The sequence below is a fragment of the Daejeonella lutea genome, assembly GCF_900168015.1.
Lineage (GTDB): Bacteria > Bacteroidota > Bacteroidia > Sphingobacteriales > Sphingobacteriaceae > Daejeonella > Daejeonella lutea.
The window spans coordinates 119,042-137,693 of record NZ_FUYR01000002.1 but is presented as its reverse complement, the minus strand read 5'-3'; the positions used below and the strand labels follow the sequence as shown (position 1 = coordinate 137,693).

Annotated in this window: 17 protein-coding genes; 10 read left to right on the top strand and 7 right to left on the bottom strand. The window is 41.0% G+C overall.

All coding sequences use genetic code 11. The features are described 5' to 3' along the window. Positions 1-13 precede the first annotated feature (13 nt). The 5 genes from B5X60_RS09575 to B5X60_RS09555 are packed head-to-tail and all read left to right on the top strand — an operon-like array spanning position 14 to position 6,788. A complete protein-coding gene (locus B5X60_RS09575; RefSeq protein WP_079702475.1) occupies positions 14-397 on the top strand; it encodes a response regulator transcription factor in 384 nt (127 codons plus the stop codon). A gap of 21 nt (positions 398-418) precedes the next feature. Beyond that, the gene (locus B5X60_RS09570; RefSeq protein WP_079702474.1) at positions 419-1,537 is read left to right on the top strand and encodes a HEAT repeat domain-containing protein; all 1,119 of its coding nucleotides are present in this window, start codon (positions 419-421) and stop codon (positions 1,535-1,537) included. Between the two features lies 1 nt (position 1,538). Then, positions 1,539-2,978 (top strand): glycosyltransferase family 2 protein, encoded by a 1,440-nt coding sequence (locus B5X60_RS09565; RefSeq protein ID WP_079702473.1) that lies wholly within the window; start codon positions 1,539-1,541, stop codon positions 2,976-2,978. Between the two features lie 6 nt (positions 2,979-2,984). Further along, entirely contained in the window at positions 2,985-4,550 is a 1,566-nt protein-coding gene (locus tag B5X60_RS09560) for a YaiO family outer membrane beta-barrel protein (protein ID WP_079702472.1), read from the top strand. A 6-nt stretch (positions 4,551-4,556) separates the two neighbouring features. Further along, the gene (locus tag B5X60_RS09555; RefSeq protein WP_139377434.1) at positions 4,557-6,788 is read left to right on the top strand and encodes a DUF4838 domain-containing protein; all 2,232 of its coding nucleotides are present in this window, start codon (positions 4,557-4,559) and stop codon (positions 6,786-6,788) included. 18 nt (positions 6,789-6,806) lie between these two features. On the opposite strand, the gene B5X60_RS09550 is transcribed toward B5X60_RS09555, so the two are convergent. Beyond that, on the bottom strand, positions 6,807-7,061 hold the full coding sequence (locus B5X60_RS09550) for a helix-turn-helix domain-containing protein (protein ID WP_079702470.1): 255 nt from the start codon (positions 7,059-7,061) through the stop codon (positions 6,807-6,809). A 108-nt stretch (positions 7,062-7,169) separates the two neighbouring features. Here B5X60_RS09550 and B5X60_RS09545 point away from each other — a divergent pair, with 108 nt between their 5' ends. Beyond that, a complete protein-coding gene (locus tag B5X60_RS09545; RefSeq protein WP_079702469.1) occupies positions 7,170-7,685 on the top strand; it encodes a hypothetical protein in 516 nt (171 codons plus the stop codon). 154 nt (positions 7,686-7,839) lie between these two features. Here the strand turns inward: B5X60_RS09545 and B5X60_RS09540 are convergent, their stop codons facing one another. Both B5X60_RS09540 and B5X60_RS18280 read right to left on the bottom strand, forming a co-directional pair. After that, positions 7,840-9,081, bottom strand: coding sequence for an MFS transporter (locus B5X60_RS09540; RefSeq protein WP_079702468.1), 1,242 nt, complete (start codon positions 9,079-9,081; stop codon positions 7,840-7,842). A gap of 214 nt (positions 9,082-9,295) precedes the next feature. Next, entirely contained in the window at positions 9,296-9,460 is a 165-nt protein-coding gene (locus B5X60_RS18280; RefSeq protein WP_170878426.1) for a hypothetical protein, read from the bottom strand. A 485-nt stretch (positions 9,461-9,945) separates the two neighbouring features. Between B5X60_RS18280 and B5X60_RS09535 the strand changes: the two genes are divergently transcribed. Then, positions 9,946-10,308, top strand: a complete 363-nt coding sequence (locus B5X60_RS09535) for a response regulator (RefSeq protein WP_079702467.1) — start codon at positions 9,946-9,948, stop codon at positions 10,306-10,308. Between the two features lie 195 nt (positions 10,309-10,503). After that, positions 10,504-11,469 (top strand): isopenicillin N synthase family dioxygenase, encoded by a 966-nt coding sequence (locus tag B5X60_RS09530; RefSeq protein WP_079702466.1) that lies wholly within the window; start codon positions 10,504-10,506, stop codon positions 11,467-11,469. Between the two features lie 138 nt (positions 11,470-11,607). Here B5X60_RS09530 and B5X60_RS09525 read toward each other — a convergent pair whose 3' ends face one another. Both B5X60_RS09525 and tilS read right to left on the bottom strand, forming a co-directional pair. Continuing rightward, entirely contained in the window at positions 11,608-12,093 is a 486-nt protein-coding gene (locus tag B5X60_RS09525) for a hypothetical protein (protein ID WP_139377433.1), read from the bottom strand. Positions 12,094-12,095: 2 nt separating this feature from the next. Beyond that, positions 12,096-13,433 (bottom strand): tRNA lysidine(34) synthetase TilS, encoded by a 1,338-nt coding sequence (gene tilS / locus B5X60_RS09520; protein WP_079702464.1) that lies wholly within the window; start codon positions 13,431-13,433, stop codon positions 12,096-12,098. A 52-nt stretch (positions 13,434-13,485) separates the two neighbouring features. Here tilS and B5X60_RS09515 point away from each other — a divergent pair, with 52 nt between their 5' ends. Next, on the top strand, positions 13,486-15,483 hold the full coding sequence (locus B5X60_RS09515) for an OstA-like protein (RefSeq protein WP_079702463.1): 1,998 nt from the start codon (positions 13,486-13,488) through the stop codon (positions 15,481-15,483). 171 nt (positions 15,484-15,654) lie between these two features. Here the strand turns inward: B5X60_RS09515 and rdgB are convergent, their stop codons facing one another. Then, entirely contained in the window at positions 15,655-16,227 is a 573-nt protein-coding gene (gene rdgB, locus B5X60_RS09510) for an RdgB/HAM1 family non-canonical purine NTP pyrophosphatase (RefSeq protein ID WP_221406234.1), read from the bottom strand. Beyond that, positions 16,224-16,781, bottom strand: coding sequence for a hypothetical protein (locus B5X60_RS09505; protein ID WP_079702461.1), 558 nt, complete (start codon positions 16,779-16,781; stop codon positions 16,224-16,226). Before B5X60_RS09505 ends, rdgB begins: the two co-directional genes overlap by 4 nt. Before the next feature lie 475 nt (positions 16,782-17,256). Here B5X60_RS09505 and B5X60_RS09500 point away from each other — a divergent pair, with 475 nt between their 5' ends. Next, positions 17,257-18,648 carry a peptidylprolyl isomerase gene (locus tag B5X60_RS09500; RefSeq protein ID WP_317043749.1) on the top strand — a complete coding sequence of 464 codons (1,392 nt, stop codon included), beginning with the start codon at positions 17,257-17,259 and terminating at the stop codon, positions 18,646-18,648. Positions 18,649-18,652 lie beyond the last annotated feature (4 nt).

Here is an 18,652-nt window from a genome sequence, read left to right as displayed (position 1 = left end):
ATAAGAGGGTATTATGAAAAATAAAGTTTTAATAGTAGATCATGAATTATTAATAAACAAATTATTAGAATCAAGATTAACGAAAGAGGGATTTAAAGTTGATAAGGCGCTGGACGGTATCAGTGCATTAAGGAAGGCTCAATTAAAAAAATACGATATAATTCTAGCCGATATAATGGTCCCCAATATTGCAGGGCTTGAATTGATCGCAGAGTTAAAGAAAACTAGGCATAACAGTGAAACACCCATTTTTGTCCTTACAGCCCTGGCATCAGATGAATTGGTTGTGGATGTACTGGAAGCTGGGGTTAAAGATTATATAGTTAAACCATTCTCATTGAATGTCGTTGTTGCCAAACTAAAGCAATTCATTCTATCGGACCTCACCGCGGCTTAAGGTAACCGAAAAAGCTCTCAAATGAACCAATTAAATGCCGTAGTTAATCATAATTATCCTGAGATTATCCGTTTCGCCGCATTCGTGGCAATTATCTCAGCAATATTGACATTTTGCACAATCGCTGTCATATTTGTCAACCGGGTGATTAAAAAAAGACGGCAGAAAATTCAGAAGATGGCCGATGAGGCAATTCTTGAAACCTTAGGCGAACGGATTTTTATATACGATTCTGTATCAGACATTTCAGAAAAAGAGTTGAGTAAAACTTTGTCGATTCTGGATGTTCTAAAAAACAAGAACAAGATTTTCCGGAAATCCATGATCAGACTGCTGGTCTATTTTCAAACGAATCTAACAGGATCGGTAGGTCGAATCGTGAATGCAACCTATTCCCGGCTTAAACTTCGGCAATTCAGTCTTAAGAAGCTTCAAAGCCCCTTATGGTTTTTGAAAACGCAGGGACTAACGGAAGTGCAGCGAATGAAGGACGTAATGTCACTTTTAGAGGTGTATAAATTGGTTAATGATAAAAATCAGGATGTCAGGGTGGCTTCCTATATAGCATTAGTCAGGTTGCGTGCGCGTGATTGTTTCGAGGTGATGTCGAAAGAAAGGGAAGAGCTGAGCGAATGGCAGCAAATGATGCTGGTCGAGGGGATCTTTAATACAATTGGTTTAACAATTCCAAGCTTCAAAACCTTTCTGAGGTCGGAAAATCGCAGTCTGGTGCTCTTGGGTATCAAACTCATTGTTGATTACAGGCAATTGGACGCTATCCAGGAATTGCTGGCGGTTATTAACGCCCAGGATGATTTTATAAGGCTCCGAATTATTGAAGCCCTGGGGGCATTAAATGCAGAAGAAGCCGAATCCAGTTTACGTAATCGTTACCAACTTGAGCCAGTTAAAAACAAGGCGGCAATTTTGATTTCGCTTGGTTTAATTGCAAGTGGGAATTCTGTTGACTTTATCAGGCAGAAATTCATGGAGGCCGAAGATTTCCTGATCATAAAAAGTGCAGCAGCAGCCATCACTTCACACCCACCCGTTGTGGCGTATGAGGTAAAAAATGAACTCCAGGAGGAGCATGCCGTCCAAAAAGGCCTTATCAATCATTTTACTGAAGCGCTAAATTAACATGGACACTCTAAGCATTTGGATAAGCCTTATTTTTGAACAGGCTATATTTTACTATAGTGTCCTTATAATGTTCAGCTACCTCACGCTTGTAATACTGAGCGTAATTGAGATAAGAAAGTATAACCTTCGCTGCTGGTACATTAATCATTCAGCTTTGCTGAACTCTCAGCACGTACCTGGCATTTCGGTGATAGCACCCGCATTTAATGAATCTGGAACTGTAATCAATGGCGTCCACACCTTGCTGTCGCTTAATTACCCTAAGTATGAAGTTATTATTGTTAACGATGGAAGTACTGACGATACGCTTCAAAAGCTGATAGACGAGTATGAACTTGCCGAGAGTAGCTACTACTATCATGAAGAAATTAAGACACAGCCTGTCAAAGGTATCTACAAATCAAAGAACCCGGTTTATTCAAAACTCATAGTTATTGATAAACACAATGGAAAAAGCAAGGCTGATGCGTCCAATGCAGGGATCAATGCTTCGTCATATCCGTTGTTCCTCTGCACAGATATGGATTGTATTCTTCATAAAGATACGCTTATCAAGATGGTGAGGCCATTCGTGGAGGAGAAAACCCGGGTTATTGCAACTGGTTCGGTAATCCGTATTTCTAACTCATGCGAAGTCGAAAATGGATATCTCAAAAAGGTAAAGGTCCCTAATAAGTTTCTCCCACTGTTCCAGGAGCTGGAATACATTCGCGCCTTCTTACTCGGAAGAATGGCGTGGAGCAAAATCAATGGCTTAATGCTGGTTTCGGGAGGAATTGGCTTGTTTGACAAAGAAGTTGTATTATCTGCTGGAGGGTATGATCATAAATCATTTGGTGAGGATATGGAGCTAATTGGCAGGATGAGAGTGTGGATGGAAGATCATAAGGAAAAATACCTTGTTACCTATATCCCAGAGTCGCTGTGCTGGACAGAAGTCCCTTCTTCGTTAAGAATATTCGCCAGGCAAAGGACCCGCTGGACTAAGGGGCTGGCTCAAACCCTATGGATTCATCGAAAGGTATTTTTTAACCCGAAATATAAAGTTTTTGGTCTGCTTACATTTCCCTATTGGGTATTCTTTGAGTGGCTTGCACCATTAATTGAAGCCGGTGGGATAATATTTTATATATACCTGGCAATTACAGGACAGATCACATGGATTTATGCGTTGATCCTGCTTGCATTTGTTTATTCTTTTTCTGTGATGATCACAATAATGGCCATTCTTTGGGACGAAGTGGCAGGAATGAAGTATGAAAAGAAAAGGGAGGTATTTAAGCTATGCCTTGCAGCAATTGTAGAGCCATTTGTTTATCACCCCCTTGTACTTTTTTTCTCCCTGCGCGGTAACTTTTACTTCTTTTCCAACCGGAAGCTTAACTGGGGTGAGATGACAAGAATTGGATTTAAAAAGAAAAAAGTTGCTATAGATTAAGAAAAGATGCGTCAACGATTGTTATACATACTCACCATAGGCTTCTGCCTTATTATAAATTTTTCATCATTTGCGCAGGCAATATCTTCCGATGAACTTTTTAAACAGGCCCTCGATGAAACAAACATTAACAAAAATTATCCCCGCGCAATAGCTCTGGCGCAATCAGCCCTGGCAATTAGTCCGGATTACACAGATATTCGTCTTCTATTGGGAAGGATTTATGTATTAAGTGGTAGGGATGAAGAAGGCATCGCTGAGTATAGCAAGGTGCTGGCAAAACACGCAGGCAACATGGAAGCGTTAAACGCTCTTTTCAACCTGAGCGTTCGTTTAGGCAGAAATGACGATGCCCTAAAGTATGCAGACGCGATTGAGCGAGCAGGTTCGTCAGGGGAGATAAGGGTAAAAAAAGCAGATCTGCTAAAAACAATGGGAAGGTATGATGAAGCTGTCTGGATTGCGGGTTCTCTTCTGACAAATAATCCCGTCGATACAAATTTTATTTACTTATATAAGGATATCAGATTTTCAGAGGGTAAATATCTGATGAGCAAAGGAGACACTGCAAAGGCACTGCTCAGCTATGAAGATATATTACGAGTTGACCCGGCAGACACTGTGGCCAGAAATCTTGCAATAAACATTAACCTGGAAAGGAAAGATTATCACTCGGCTGGAAAATTGATTGATTCTGGTCTGAATTTTTACACGAATAATGCTTCAATTTTTACCAAAAAACTTTCTCTTTTACAATTAGAAGGAGATATGAGGGAAGCATATTTGCTGGCAGATTCATTAGTGAAAGCAAATACATCTACTAGTCAAATTGTCGCGATACGCGATGAAACTTTTCTGCTCAGCCGTCAGAATAGGATAGGGTTGAGTACTTCAGTCACGATGTTTGATCAGCCCGAACGAAACCCCTGGGCATTGTATAGTTTGTTTTATATGCGCCAGGAAAAAGGAATCTCAATGCTGGGACGAATTAACTATGCCGACAGGGTTAATCGTAAGGGGTACCAATTCGAATTGGAGGCTTATCCGAAGCATGGAAAAACCTATTCCTTCGTTAACCTGGCCTTTTCAGATTCATTTGTTTTCCCCAAAATAAAATTCTCATATTCTTATTTCTTCCCATTAAGCAAAAGTTGGGAATCAGAAATTGGTATCAGGTATTTGAATGCAGATTCAGACTTCAAAGGTTTTACCGGTGCGGTGGGAAAGTATTTTAATAAATATTGGGCAAACATAAAGACATTTCAAACGGCCAGCAACGGAAAATTGGTAGGGTCTTACATCTTCACAAACCGATATTACTTTAACGATAATTCTGACGACTATCTAACCGCTATTGCGGGATATGGTTTTTCTCCCGAAGATGTAGCCCGAAACTTTGACTTTCTGGACCGGGTCACTCTCGAATCCTTGCGATTTACTCTGGGTTATCAGAAGACTGTGCTCCGCCGAGGTATTTTGGGCCTATTCGGGACATGGAATAAACAGGAATATACACCAGGAAAGACGCGTAACGAATTCGATGTTTCCGTATCTTTCCAGCACAAATTCTAATGCAACTTGAAATATTTTTTAACGATTGTATTTCTTATTACAATGAGGCTTACTGCCAGTTCACAGCTTGTTCTTGTATCAGATGCACGATCATCTTATAAGATTGTAATTCCTGAAAGCGCAACTAGCTTTGAGCAAAAAGCATCGAGAGTACTTCAATCCTATATTAAAGATATTTCTGGTGCCAGCCTTCCGATTGTTACTGATGGTAATGCACGCGCAGACAACGAGCTCTGTATTGGAAAAACAAATCGCGGCTCAGGTACTGAGAAGTTAACAAACGAAGGATTTGTCATCAAGACCCGAAATACGAAATTACTTATATATGGCGGGGATGGTAAAAGCGTTTTGTATGGCGTCTACCATTTTCTGGAGAATTATCTGGATTGCCGGAAGTTTACAGCAGTTCTCAAATTTGTACCTAAAAAGTCGTCGATAAGTCTTCCCGCGATATCCGATATCCAAAATCCTGTATTATCATTTCGGTCAGTTTATTATCCGGATCAATATGATGAAGAGTTCCGTGATTGGCATAAATTACACACACTTGAGGATGAGTTCGGCTTATGGGGTCATACCTTTTTTAAGCTGGTTTCTCCTAACCAGTATTTTAAAACTAAGCCCGAATACTTTGCCCTTGTAAACGGGCAGCGAACTGATACACAGTTATGTTTAAGTAATCCTGAGGTACTTAGTATTCTAACCGGAAATCTGCGTAAACTTATCCTGGAGGAGCCCGACAAAAAGCTCTGGTCGGTAAGCCAGAATGATGGTTTGGGGTATTGTACCTGTTCTAAATGCGAAGCTATCGATAAGAGGTACGGCGGACCGCAGGGATCTGTCATAAATTTTGCAAACAAGGTTGCGGCAAAATTTCCTGATAAAACTATCTCCACACTGGCATATCTCTACAGTGCCCTGCCACCGGTTAATTTAAAGCCTGCGGCAAATGTCAGTGTGATGCTCTCATCAATAAGCTTGGATCGGGCAAAGCCGATTTCCAGTAATCCGCGCGCAGCGTTATTTAGAAACAGTGTCAGGAGCTGGTCGGCAATCACAGGAACATTAATGGTGTGGGATTATGTGGTTCAATACACAAATTATCAGAGCCCATTTCCCAATCTGCATTATCTGGATGAAAACATGAAATTTTTTGCTGATAATAATGTCAGGGGGATATTTGTGCAAGGAACGGAGGGCAGCCGAGGGGAATTTTCCGCCCTGAAGACTTATCTTCTTGCGAAGGCTTCTTGGGCGCCCAAAGTTGACAATAAGGTTCATTTTGAGGATTTTATTAAGGCATATTACGGTGAGGCCGGGCAACACATTTTGCGTTACATCGACGAATTGAATAAGGAGCTTACAAAAAGTGGTCGTTTGCTGGATATTTATGGCGACCCCGTCATAGAATGGAATAGCTGGCTTTCACCGGAACGAATCGATCGATATTCTGACATCCTGGACGACGCATCAAAAGCAGCTGGTAGCAGAACTCCATTTGCTGAAAATGTGGAAGCAGAAAGGCTTGCGCTGGAGTATGCTGTGATACAACAAGCAAGGTTTTACGGTTTGGAAAGGCACGGCCTATTTATCCGTTCGGGGGATGAGTGGTCGGTTAGACCGGGCTTTAAAAATAAAGTGCAGCGTTTCCTGGAAGCTGCCGGGAGGGCGGGAGTCAAAGTTCTTGCAGAGGGGGGGCACACCCTGGATACATACGCTAAAGAATGGGATGGTATTTTTCGTCAGGGACCAATTATCCATGAAGCACTCGGTGCTGATGTCAAAGCGGTTATTCCATTTAGTGTGGAATATCCCGGCAAGGGAACAAAGGGATTAACAGACGGAAGCCCGGGTTATAATAGTTTCCAATATAATTACCTTGGCTGGTATGGTACCGATATGGAGGTTATTATTGACTTGGGCAAGGTGATGGAAGTCGGTTCGCTTTCAGCAGGCTTTCTTGAAGATCAAAGACACTGGTCTTTCCTGCCATTGAATCTGAGTGTAGAAATTTCCGTTGACGATACTAACTATCACCAGGCAGGGAGTTTAAATCTCGCTGCCCCTGAAGAGGTGTACAGCACAGAAACCCATCGCTACACTATCAATTTCTCTAAGAAGTTGCAGGGCCGGTACGTTAAATTACGAGCCAGAAACCTTGAGGAACTTCCGAAATGGCGTGCATTTCCAAACCGTAAAAGTTGGCTGTTCTGCGACGAAATTGCTGTTTATAAATAACTCCTGTCAGATTTTTTCTTAAAAATTAATAAGGTTAATAAGCTTGTCTGTTTCGGTTGAGATGAGATCTGCAGGATTCACTTCCAGAACGGCAGAAATGATAAACAATCTTTCGAGGGTTATTCTGCTGTATCCAAGTTCGATCTTGCTGTATGCATTTTGAGATATTGCTAGTTTCGCTGCCAGGTAATCCTGGGTATAATCACGGTATTCCCTAAGCTTTCTAATATTTGCCGCTATCGCCTTCGCCTTTGCTGATGCTGTTTCTTTCATAAAATTATCTACAGTTTCCTAGACAGGTACTAACGAATTTTTTTGAGACACGGTTTCCAAATAAAATCTTTTTTATAGGTATATTTGCGGGAATATTAATTTGTTTTCATGCGCTCTATTGTATTGATATTCTTATTCTTAGTAATTTCTTTATCCGGTCGGGCGCAAAATCCTGTGCTTGCAGTTAACAGAGTCGACAAATTCACTAAAGAGCTCATCAAGCAAACTTCACTGTACTCTTTTAAAGAAGGGGACATTGTAAAGCTTCACTTTAATGTGAGAAGCGTTGACGAAAACTATTTCCTCCAACTCAATGTTCAGCAACCTGTAACTGTTAAAAAGGGAACAGAAATTATTCTGACCATGGAAGATGGTAAACAGCTGAAATTGATTTCTGATAATGATATTATCTCACTCAGCGAATCGGACGTCAGTAAAAGGATGATTGTTTGCCCACTTGATTTTGCTGAAATTACCGCATTGATGAAGCTGCAGGTGAATGCAATCAGAGTGCCGACAAGTAATAAGGGTGTGGTTAATGTAGTATTGGCCGCAAAAGATAAGCCGATGATCCGGACGGCTATGGCTTTGGTTAGTCCGAAACTGGTGCCGAAAAAGATTTAGAGGAGTTGAGAATTAAAATCAAAAATTGAGAATTCCTGTCCATTCTTACAAACTGCTAACAACCAGTAACTAACACCCACCAAAAACTCTCCAACTGAAACTGATTACCCAATCATTTACACTTTTCCGCTATAGTTTAATGCGCAGTAACTGATTACTTATTGCCCGTTTCCCGATTGATGATTACATTCCCGGAAAGTTTTGCCTTCAACCGGGTATCCAGTTTAAAAACAAAAACGAGAGTTAGAAGGGTTATGAAGATGCTTAAATAGCCTGTGAGCTCGTAGTGCTGTATGCTGTTATCAGGGTTTTTTACAACGATCAGACCTGAAATAACAGAAGCTAAGCCTACAAATATTTGCTGAACAGAGGAGTTGAAACTCATGAAACTGCCGCGTCGCTCTGGGGAAACGACATTACTGACCATTGCCTGGGCGGGGATAGATCTACCTGAGGAGAAAATAAACCATAAACCTGAAATGCAAAGAACCATATAAAAAGGCATTGGCGGAAGGTTAGTCAATATCGCTACAGGAAAGATTGAAACGACTGCCATGATAATATAAACTTTGTGCTTCCCCACTGAATCTGCAAATTTTCCGATGAAGGGAGATGTAATTAAAGTTGCTAGCCCGCCCGCCATGTATAACATGGGGGTTTGCAATTTGCTGTAACCCATGTTGAATTCCATAAAAGGGTTAAAGAATGGGATGATCATAAAATGCCCAAGCATAAGTGAGGCTGTCAGGCCCAAAGCGAGCATTTGATCGGTATCTCTCCAAACTTCTTTAATCAATAAAACAGGGCTGATCCTTGATTCCTTGCTGGTTAAATGCTTGTCCATTTTTGGTAAATAACGCATGAGAAAAGGCACCAGTAGTGCGCCAAATCCGGCAACGAAGAAAAACGGTCCATGCCAGTTAAACAAATTGGCCATATATAAACCAAAGGGTACGCCAAACACGGAAGCAACGGAAAACGCGGCCATGATAATTCCCATTGCCATTCCACGGCGTTCATACGGTACCAGATCAGCAACAATTGATAATACCTGTGCCCCGATTAATCCGCCAAAAATTCCTGCAACTATTCTTGCGAGCAATAGAAAAGTGTATGTAGGTGCGAGAGCACAAAATAATGTGCCTAATAAAAAGCCTATATACCCGAATAATAGTACTCTCTTCCGATCGAAATTATCAACAAAGAATGCTGCGAGGAAACCGGCAATACCAGCGCTAAAGGTATATGAAGCAACGAGCATTGAAAATTGCTGAGGGGAGATCTTGAAATAAGGCATCAGATAGTTACCCAATGGCATCATGATCATAAAGTCCAATATGTGCGTGAAGTTCAGCGCAGCCAAAAGGAGAAGGACAATTTTTTCTTTGGAACTCATATAGAGGCCGCAATATTACTCAATATTTAACTTTTGAAGGTTAATGGAGTGTCATTAATGGGAAAAGATCAATGCATTACGCACAGAAGCACATCCATTCAAGTATACATGTAAAGTCTGAAGGAATGGTCCTAAAAGATGGAACAAAGCAAAAAAATATATAACGTTTTTAAGAATGGCGGTCCGAAATAGTATAAAAGGCTGGAAATAAGATTTAGAAATGCTGTTTTCTTTCTCTTATTTCCGTCCTCTCAAAATCTTCACGGGCTTCAAGCTGCTGAATTAATTCAGAGATATCCCGTTTAATGAAAAATCCGACCATTCTTTTGAGCTTCCGTAACATGGCTACAGCGGCTTTGATCTTTTCCTTATCATCCATAGAGCAAATCTATGCTAATAATATTAGTATTCAAATATCCTTTTCTGATTAAAAGAAATTGAAAGCTATCTTTGAAGGATGAGAATGGCGTTAGTAGTTACTTTAATTATAGCGGTATTAATGATTATTAGATACCGTAACATTCGAAAGTATTAGCAATGGCCTAGTGCATACCAGATAATTACAAATACAACTACGGTTCCAAGACAACCGCCTCCAAGTTTTGATGCTCCCCATCCGGCGATTAAGCCACGAAATATATTGTTCATATTAAAAAAGTTTAGTTGTTATTAGAATAGTTGTATTGTTAACCTTAAATGGAATGAAAAGTTTTGCGTCAAATACGCATTTTGAAACGAGTATGTCTTCATAGAGTAATTTAGAATGATTCCGGCTTGGTATTTATAGATTATTACATAATTTTAATCCGCATTTATTTAGGCTTAATGCGCAGCCGTAATTGCTTTTAGGTTAATTTATTATATATGGATAAGAAGATATTAATTTGTGATGATGATGAGGATATACTGTCCATCTGTACGTATATACTTGAAGAAAATGGATGGAATGTCCATACCCGAAACCATTGCAAAAATATAGTCGAAACGGTTGAAGAAATTATGCCGGACATTATCCTGATGGATAACTGGATTCCGGATATGGGAGGTATAAAAGCTACTCAAGCAATTAAAAGCACTCCTTCTTTAAGCAAAATTCCAATCATTTATTTCTCTGCAAACAATGATGTTAAAGCATTGGCGCGGGTTGCGGGTGCCGATAACTTTCTTGCCAAGCCATTTGATATCGAAGAGTTGGAAAAGATTGTAGCGAGCGTTTTAAATAAATAAATTTAAGGGATAAGGTTTAGGTTGTAAGTATTAAATCTTCGCTTTACTTCTGTTTTACTTTTATTTTTGGCGTTACGTAATTTATGTTAATAACGTAGCCTATTGATAGACAGCTAATTATTTTAATTCCCCCCACTATTTTTTCCGCTTATTCACAATTGAGCGTATATTAGTTGGTATTCAAACTAACTAATTATGTCAACAGAAGTGAACATCCCGCGCCTGGATCTTAACGATTATGTTAAGGGGACACCAGAACAGAAAAAGCAATTTTCTGATAATATCGGTAAAGCATTTAATGAAACAGGTTTTGTAACCATCGCCAATCATGGGATGACTAAAGAACTGATGGACGAACTTTACTCTGAAGTTAAGAAGTTTTTCAGTATGCCTGATGATCAGAAATTAAAATATGAGAAAGCAGAGCTGGCTGGTCAGCGCGGTTATACAAGCAAGGGCAGAGAAAAGGCAAAGGATTCTAAAACTCCGGATTTAAAGGAATTCTGGCAAAGTGGTCAGGTTGTTAGCGATGGCGACCCGATAAAAGACGAATATCCTGATAATGTTGAGGTGGAAGAGCTTCCGCGCTTTAATGAGATCACTCGTGAAGTGTATCAGCGTCTTGAAACAGCAGGTAAGCATTTATTACATGCTATTGCGGTATACCTTAATCTGCCTGAAAATTATTTTGATGATAAAGTTCATAACGGCAACTCAATATTAAGGGGTATTCATTATTTTCCGATAGAGGATCCGGAAAGTTTGCCTACAGATGCAGTACGTGCAGGAGCTCATGAAGACATTAACCTGATTACGCTTTTAATTGGTGCAAGCGCCGACGGACTTGAAGTGCTGACACGCGATGGTACTTGGTATCCTGTAAAAGCCAATGTAGAAGATATTGTGGTGAATGTTGGAGATATGCTGCAGCGACTAACAAATAACAAACTGAAATCCACTACACATCGGGTTGTAAATCCCCCGCGCGAACTAATGAAAACTTCCCGGTTCTCTGTGCCATTCTTCCTTCATCCGAAAGCGGATATGGATTTGACAGCACTAGATTCTTGTATCGATAGTGAGCATCCTAAAGCTTATGATGATATCACTGCTGGTGAATATCTGGATGAGAGGCTGAGGGAGATTGGGTTGAAGAAATAAATATTGAGTTGGGAGTAGAGAGTTGAAAGTTGACAGCTATTTTCCGAGTTGGTAACCATATCAGAATCAGCAAAGCGTCAAATAGGGTCTAGACAAGTTTATAGGGCGCTAAGCCGGGCAACTGTCAACTTTCAATTGTCAACTTTTCTTCATCTGCTCTTTAATACTTTGCTCCAGTTCTGTCGGACACTGGGTGCCAATCACGTATAAAAGTCCATCACGGTCGGTAAGCTTGACAGCGTCCTTGCCGCCGGCGTAAAAGCGGACTGTTCCTTTTTGGTGCAGATTATAAACCGGGTTATTGATGATGTATGAGCTATATGCGGTCCGTTCAACTTTAACGATACCGTTGAGATCTATCTTTACCATTTTAGTTGTCCACAAACCATCCAGCACAATGCTTTTATTTTGTACTGTGGTTTTGAAATGAAGCAGGAACATCATGATCACTGAAACAATGAGAATGCCGCATCCTACAACAAGGAAAAGAGCAGCATTTTGTTCCCTTCTTTCAGTTATAAAATAGGCTGCAAAACAGAAAAGAGCAAGCACAAGCCTGACACTTATCCGGCTGTAATCACGGCCGAGATACTGCTTTTCAATAAAGACAGGCGAATTCTGCATGTTCAGGTGTATTGTTCGAAGATAAAAACTTTTTTGGTCTTAGCTGTAATTTTATACCGCTCATCAATACGCAAACCGGCAATCCAAACGATGTCGCCATTGCCATTCTGAAGTATGCCAATTTCCTTTTTACGGCTCAACGGAATTTTTTGTTCAATGAAGAAATCACTAAGTTTCTTCTTGCCATTCACCCCAAGTGGCTGGAAGCGATCACCATCCTGCCAATTACGAAAAGCGAGGGGAAATTGCAGGAGTTCGAAATCCAGTTGCGCGACAAGAGGATCCATTCTTAATGAATAATTTTCTGATAACATTGAACTGCCTTTGTAATTTTTGTCGCCCCATTGAAATGAAACATCAGTGTGTGTTATTAATATCTGATTCTGAATCCGGGTTTTCGCTTTAGTCAGAAGAACTCTATTCCTGTCCAGGTTTAGATCATACGACCCTGAACTGAATATTTTCCCTGGTACTCCATTCCATGAATTTTTGAAATCAGTGAGTACTGGTTGCGTAAACCCGTAGGAGTGGAAGAGCCCGTAGAGAAGGGTATCGACGGGATCGAGAGCCTTTAAGCCTGGCAGGCTAATTTCATATTCATTTTTGCTGCTCTCTTTAAACAGATCAGCTTTGATTTCATTAATTCGTTTTTCGAAAATAATCTCCAATTCTTCAAATCGCTTCCTGTTGGCTTCGAAAGTTTGCTCCAGTGAGGGATTTAGTTCTTTGAGAACAGGAATGACATTCAGGCGTATCTTGTTTCGGGCATATTTAGTGGAGCTGTTCGAACTGTCCTCCCGAAATTTTAGGTTTTGCTCCTGAACTATCTGATCTATCTCATCTCTGGAAAGGAAAAGTAGGGGCCTGATGATCCTGACTTTTTTGGGCAGGATACCATGCATACCGGCGATGCCTGTTCCACGGGTGAGGTTAAGCAACATGGTCTCGATCACGTCATTCTGATGCTGAGCGATGGCAATATAATTAAAACCAAATTCCTCCCTGATCTCTTCCAGCCATTGGTAACGCAGATCTCGTGCTGCCATCTGGATAGAAATGTGATTTTGCTTTGCATATTCAGCAGTGTCAAAAGTTGTGGAGAAAAATGGCACATTTAGCGTGGACGCCAGGTCGAAAGTAAATTGTTCATCTTTGCTGGACTCCTTTCCCCTTAAATTGAAATTGCAATGTGCAATACCAAACTTGAAGCCCGCTTCGTTAAACAAATGTGCCATGACTATAGAGTCGCGGCCGCTGCTTACAGCAAGCAAAATGCGGTCTTCAGGAAGGAAAAGGGCATGTTGTTTGATAAAAAGAATGAGGCGGTTAAGGGCATCCATCAGCTCAAAATTATTTAATTAAAATCCTTAGCCAAAAAACTATTTTTGTAAGGTGAGGAAAATCATTTTTTCTGTGTTGCTTTCTGTTTTATCCTTAGCTGCAGTAGCGCAAGGTACTAAGATTCAACTTCGCAGTTCTTTAAAAACAAAAGGCTTTCAGAAAGAGGGTTTCGCCAGGGTTATTGGTCCTGTTTTCGAACATGACGGCTCAACTCTGGCGGCGGATAGCGCTGACGTAAATTTTGAATCAAATGTATTCGACGCATTTGGGCATGTTGTTATCACCCAACCATCAGGTACAGTCATTTATGCGGACCTGCTCAATTATAATGGCGGTACGAAGCTGGCAATACTGACCAATAATGTTCGCATGATTGACAAAGACGCTGTCCTAACTACGCCTTTGTTAACGTATAATATGGGCACCAAGGTTGGCACTTATACTGGCGGAGGTAAGATTGTTAACGGTAACAACGTACTGACAAGCAAAAACGGATATTATTTTGAGTCAACACGCGATGCTTACTTTAGGTATAATGTTGTGCTGACTTCCCCGGATGCGCTTATTAAAACCGATACATTACGCTATAATGCCAGTTCTAAGATTGCATATTTTTACGGGCCAACGAATATCTATGGTAAAGACGACACCCTTTACACGGAAAATGGAACGTACAATACCTCGAATGATCAGGCCCGTTTTGGCAAGAAAAATCTTTATACACAAGGAAGCAAGTCGCTAAAAGGCGACAGTTTGTTTTACGACCGGAAAGCCGGCTTTGGCAGGGCCATTGGAAATATTACATTCATTGATACCGCAGAAAAGGCGGAGTTGAGAGGAGGAGTCGGTCTTTACCGAAAGTCGGATGAAAGTATACTTGTCACAAAAAATCCGTATGTGGTGATAATTACACAATCGGATTCGTCAAAGGTAGATTCGATCTGGTATACCGCGGATACTCTTTTTAGCAAGGTCGTTTTTACGCGGGACGTCCTACCCTATAAAAAGGATGAGCTTAAAACTGACACCGAACTTTCGGCTCCAGACCCGGTTGCGGTGGTCAAACCGCCCGCGACAAATTTACCCTCGTCAACTGATACACTTGCAAGACCGCCTGCTTTGCAGGATACTTCGAAGCGTGTTGTTCCTGTAGGTGTTGACAAAAAAGCAGCGCCCCCACCTGATGCTAAAAATAAAACTACAACGCTAACATCAAAGAATAACAACTCTAAATCCGCGCCGGCTAAGAAAACTCCAGTTCCGCCAATTAAGGGGGGTAAAGTAGCGGCAGAACCAGTCCAGACGGCAAAGGCTGATTCTATTCCAGGTGATACGGCAAGAAACAGGATTGTGATAGCCTATCATAATGCCAAGATATTCAAGTCGGATTTGCAAGCTAGGGCGGACTCTATGTTTTTCAGTTACTCAGATTCGACCGTACGATGCTATTTTAACCCAATTTTATGGGCCCAGGGTTCACAGCTGACCGGTGATACAATCTATCTTCAAATGAAGAACAAGAAACTGAATAATATGCTGCTACAGCATAATAGTTTCATTGTGAATTCTGAGGATGCAGATTCAACAACCTTTAATCAAATTAAGGGCAAGGTGATTACAGGCTATTTCAAAGACAATAAGCTTAACCAATTATTTGTTGATGGGAACGCTGAAAGTGTATACTATGTTAAGGACGATTCAGCTTATGTTGGCTTAAATCATCAGGTCAGTAGCCGGATAAAAATGAATTTTGCAGATGGTAAACTCCAGGGAATAAATTTTATCCGGGCTGTTCAGGCCTCAACGAAACCTATGGACAAGCTTACCGAAGAGGATAAAATTCTAAAAGGATTTATCTGGAAACCGAAAGATCGGCCGAAGTCGAAAGAGGAAATCATACCTCAATTGGCTAAGAAGGAAAGCAGTCCGAAGAGCCCCGTAAAAACTCAGCCTGTTAAAACTGCGCCGTCAAAGACAGTTCCAGCTAAGACAGTGCCGGTAAAGAAGCCGGTTCCTGTAGCTTCTGCTACTAAAAACAAGAGCAACTAAATTGCCCGCTTCGCTATTCTGCAGAGTTGCAGCCTCGCAATTGTATCGTGTGTAATTTTTGTTGTATGAAATTCCTACGACGCATTCTTCGAGGGAATTGCCGCGGTTCATTCACAATGACAATTTGCCCGCATGTGATTGCGAAATGCTTTGATGAAGCAATCTCGGCATTTAGCTGCTCAGAAAATCAATCATCTTCTTCACTGCTATCGCCCGATGGCTTATACGATTCTTCTCTGCAGCATCCATTTCTGCAAATGTGACATCATAATTATTAGGGATAAAAATGGGGTCATAACCAAATCCCTTCGATCCGGAAATTGAGGTAGTGATATGGCCTTCGATTGCACCTTCAAAAAGATGTTCTTTGCCATTCAGAATCAGTGATATTACTGTCCTGAATCTTGCGCTTCGATTGGGGGTATTCCCTAGCTTTGAAAGTACCAGATCCATGTTTTTACCGAAATCCCGGCTTCCTGAATAGTGTGCTGAGTCCACACCAGGTTCGCCATTAAGTTTGTCTATTTCCAGTCCCGAGTCATCGCCAAAACAATTCACATGGTAACGATTATAAATAAAGCGGCTCTTTTGCCCGGCATTAGCTTCAAATGTCCGCCCTGTTTCGGGGATATCGTCGAAGCAAGAAATATCGTTCAGGCTTTTTAGAATAAATTGATTCCCGGCAATTGCCTGGATCTCATCCACTTTATGCTGATTATTACTTGCAAACACCAATTCCATCAAAAATCTTTCATTACGTTCCAGAATTCTCTTTTCTTATCCGTATTACTGCTCATCTCTTCAAGTCCGAAGGTCGCCAAGACTTTAACATCCTCATGCCTAGCGGGTTGGTTTGCGCCAATTGCTGGTAATCCTAGCCTTTGAGGATCTATTCCAAAAAGAGTAATTCTGTTACAGCTGAAAAAATCTTTGAGGTCGCTGAATGTTGAATTCGGGTACTTCGCGAAGTTAAGTATAGCAAGATCCCTAAGTTCAAGCTTTTTAGCCGCCATGATCTTCATGAGCATCTCTTTGTGTGTTGAGTTGAGGCTTGGATGAGTTTTATCATCAACGATAACGAGGAAATACCTGTTGTTCTCGCCCAGATAATCGAAGCTTAAAGGCTTCATTTCTGCCGGGATATCTTCCACCAAAGGTAACTTTCTATCTTCATTGGTTAAAATTGTGATAGGAGCCGGCTGTGGAGTAGCAGAATCTAAAGCATCGCCGAGATCATAAATATCTTCGGTCATCAGAAATCGCAGCGCATTTGCGTTATGAGTGATCAGCTTTCCCATCTTTCTATAGCGTATTTCAGGTCTGCTGCAAACTTAACAAAGCATCTGTTAAAATTAGTTAAATGGGACACGCTTATTTTTGAAAAGGTTACCTTAGAGGCGATTCAGTAAAATGATAAACAATCGGTGACCGTTGCATAGTAACAATTCCGTTCTGGTACTAAAAAACCCTTTCTGATTATTTATATTGGGATATCATCTCGACAGAATTAAACGTTAGCTATGAAATCAAATACGCCGGAAATTGGCCTATTTTTTTAAATCATTGATTAATGAATATTATCTGATAATTTTGCGGAATTGATCCGTGAGCTGGTCCCCTGGGCTGGCTATTGTTTTTGAACGGGTTAACAAGGGCAGCACCTTGTCAGTTAATAGTTTTCAGGCTAATCGATTAGTCTTTCAGACTTTGAACTGGCAACGGAAAACTGGCAACCTAACGAATAAATACGCAGAATAACTCTGCTTTAAGAGAATGAGAATACTAGAAATGAGAAAGACCTTAGGGATAATAGTTGGATTACTGTTTATTAGCCTCGCGCAGGTTGACGCGCAAACCACCTCGCCGAGTACCAAAAAATCATTAGATAAAGTTGTAGCTGTTATCGGTAGCTCAATTATTTTGCAGTCAGAAATTGATATGCAATATGCCCAATACCTGTCACAGGGAAATCCGGACAATCCAAATGTGCGATGTGAAATTCTGCAGGGATTAATTTCGCAGAAAATCCTTGGTCAGCAGGCAATCATTGACTCGATCGCCGTTACTGAAGATGATGTAGATAATGAGATTGATCGCCGTTTGCGTAGCAGCATCGCCCGGGCTGGTGGACAGGAGCGCTTGGAGCAATTCCTGAACCGTTCGCTTATTCAATATAAAGATGAGATTAGGCCGGATATTAAGGAGATGCTTATTGCAAACAAAATGCAGGCAAAGATCACAGAAAACGTGGCTGTAACGCCATTGGAGGTTAAGCGCTATTTTGATGCGATTCCTAAAGACAGTCTTCCCTTTTTCAATACCGAGGTTGAGATTGGTGAAGTTGTTGTGTATCCAAAAATGAATAAACTGGAGAAGGAAGCCTTTCGCGATAAAGCAGAAGCTTTGAGGCTTCGAGTGAAGGGTGGTGAAGATTTTTCAACGCTCGCCCGTTTGTATTCTCAAGACCCGGGATCAGCAGCAGAAGGCGGCGACCTTGGATTTATGGATAGGGGCAGTTTGGTAAAGGAATTTGCAGCGACAGCTTTCAAATTAAAACCTGGAGAACTATCGCAGGTTATTGAAACTGAATTTGGGTTCCATGTTCTGCAATTAATCGAACGACGTGGAGAGCAGGTGCGCGTACGTCATATCCTGATCAAAACTGAACCGGTTCAGGCAAGTCTCGACCGTGCTAAAGTTCATATCGATAGTGTTTACAATAGTGTAGTTAAAAAGGCCGTGGATTTCGGTACTGCTGCATCATTGTATTCAGACAATAACGATACAAAATATAATGGGGGAATGATGCTGAACGCAGAAAATGTTCAGAGTCGTACAACTTTTATACCTACAGATAAACTGGATCCTGCAATTTTTCTGACAATTGATACAATGAAAGCCGGGTCAATTTCTCAACCCGTATTATTTACGGCCGCTGATGGAAGGCAAGGATATCGGTTTCTTTTACTAAAATCGAAAACGGGTCCGCATCAGGCAAACCTTGACCAGGATTTCCCGAAAATTAAAGAGGTGGCTTTTGAAGACAAAACAAATCGTACAATAAGCGAGTGGTTCGAAAAGCGGAGAAAGATCACATATATTAAAATAGATTCCGAGTTTCAAACCTGCCCCGAAATATCCACATGGACCACAGCTCAAAATTGACAGA

What these genes read in the sequence shown, in the direction of transcription:
- B5X60_RS09575 (WP_079702475.1), top strand. Translation starts at nt 14, where the DNA reads ATGAAAAATAAAGTTTTAATAGTAGATCATGAATTATTAATAAACAAA.
- B5X60_RS18280 (WP_170878426.1), bottom strand. Translation starts at nt 9,460, where the DNA reads ATGGATGATAAGGAAAAGATCAAAGCCGCTGTAGCCATGTTACGGAAG.
- B5X60_RS09560 (WP_079702472.1), top strand. Translation starts at nt 2,985, where the DNA reads ATGCGTCAACGATTGTTATACATACTCACCATAGGCTTCTGCCTTATT.
- B5X60_RS09545 (WP_079702469.1), top strand. Translation starts at nt 7,170, where the DNA reads ATGCGCTCTATTGTATTGATATTCTTATTCTTAGTAATTTCTTTATCC.
- B5X60_RS09570 (WP_079702474.1), top strand. Translation starts at nt 419, where the DNA reads ATGAACCAATTAAATGCCGTAGTTAATCATAATTATCCTGAGATTATC.
- B5X60_RS09535 (WP_079702467.1), top strand. Translation starts at nt 9,946, where the DNA reads ATGGATAAGAAGATATTAATTTGTGATGATGATGAGGATATACTGTCC.
- B5X60_RS09565 (WP_079702473.1), top strand. Translation starts at nt 1,539, where the DNA reads ATGGACACTCTAAGCATTTGGATAAGCCTTATTTTTGAACAGGCTATA.
- B5X60_RS09550 (WP_079702470.1), bottom strand. Translation starts at nt 7,061, where the DNA reads ATGAAAGAAACAGCATCAGCAAAGGCGAAGGCGATAGCGGCAAATATT.
- B5X60_RS09525 (WP_139377433.1), bottom strand. Translation starts at nt 12,093, where the DNA reads ATGCAGAATTCGCCTGTCTTTATTGAAAAGCAGTATCTCGGCCGTGAT.
- B5X60_RS09505 (WP_079702461.1), bottom strand. Translation starts at nt 16,781, where the DNA reads ATGGGAAAGCTGATCACTCATAACGCAAATGCGCTGCGATTTCTGATG.
- B5X60_RS09530 (WP_079702466.1), top strand. Translation starts at nt 10,504, where the DNA reads ATGTCAACAGAAGTGAACATCCCGCGCCTGGATCTTAACGATTATGTT.
- B5X60_RS09500 (WP_317043749.1), top strand. Translation starts at nt 17,257, where the DNA reads ATGAGAATACTAGAAATGAGAAAGACCTTAGGGATAATAGTTGGATTA.
- tilS (WP_079702464.1), bottom strand. Translation starts at nt 13,433, where the DNA reads ATGGATGCCCTTAACCGCCTCATTCTTTTTATCAAACAACATGCCCTT.
- B5X60_RS09540 (WP_079702468.1), bottom strand. Translation starts at nt 9,081, where the DNA reads ATGAGTTCCAAAGAAAAAATTGTCCTTCTCCTTTTGGCTGCGCTGAAC.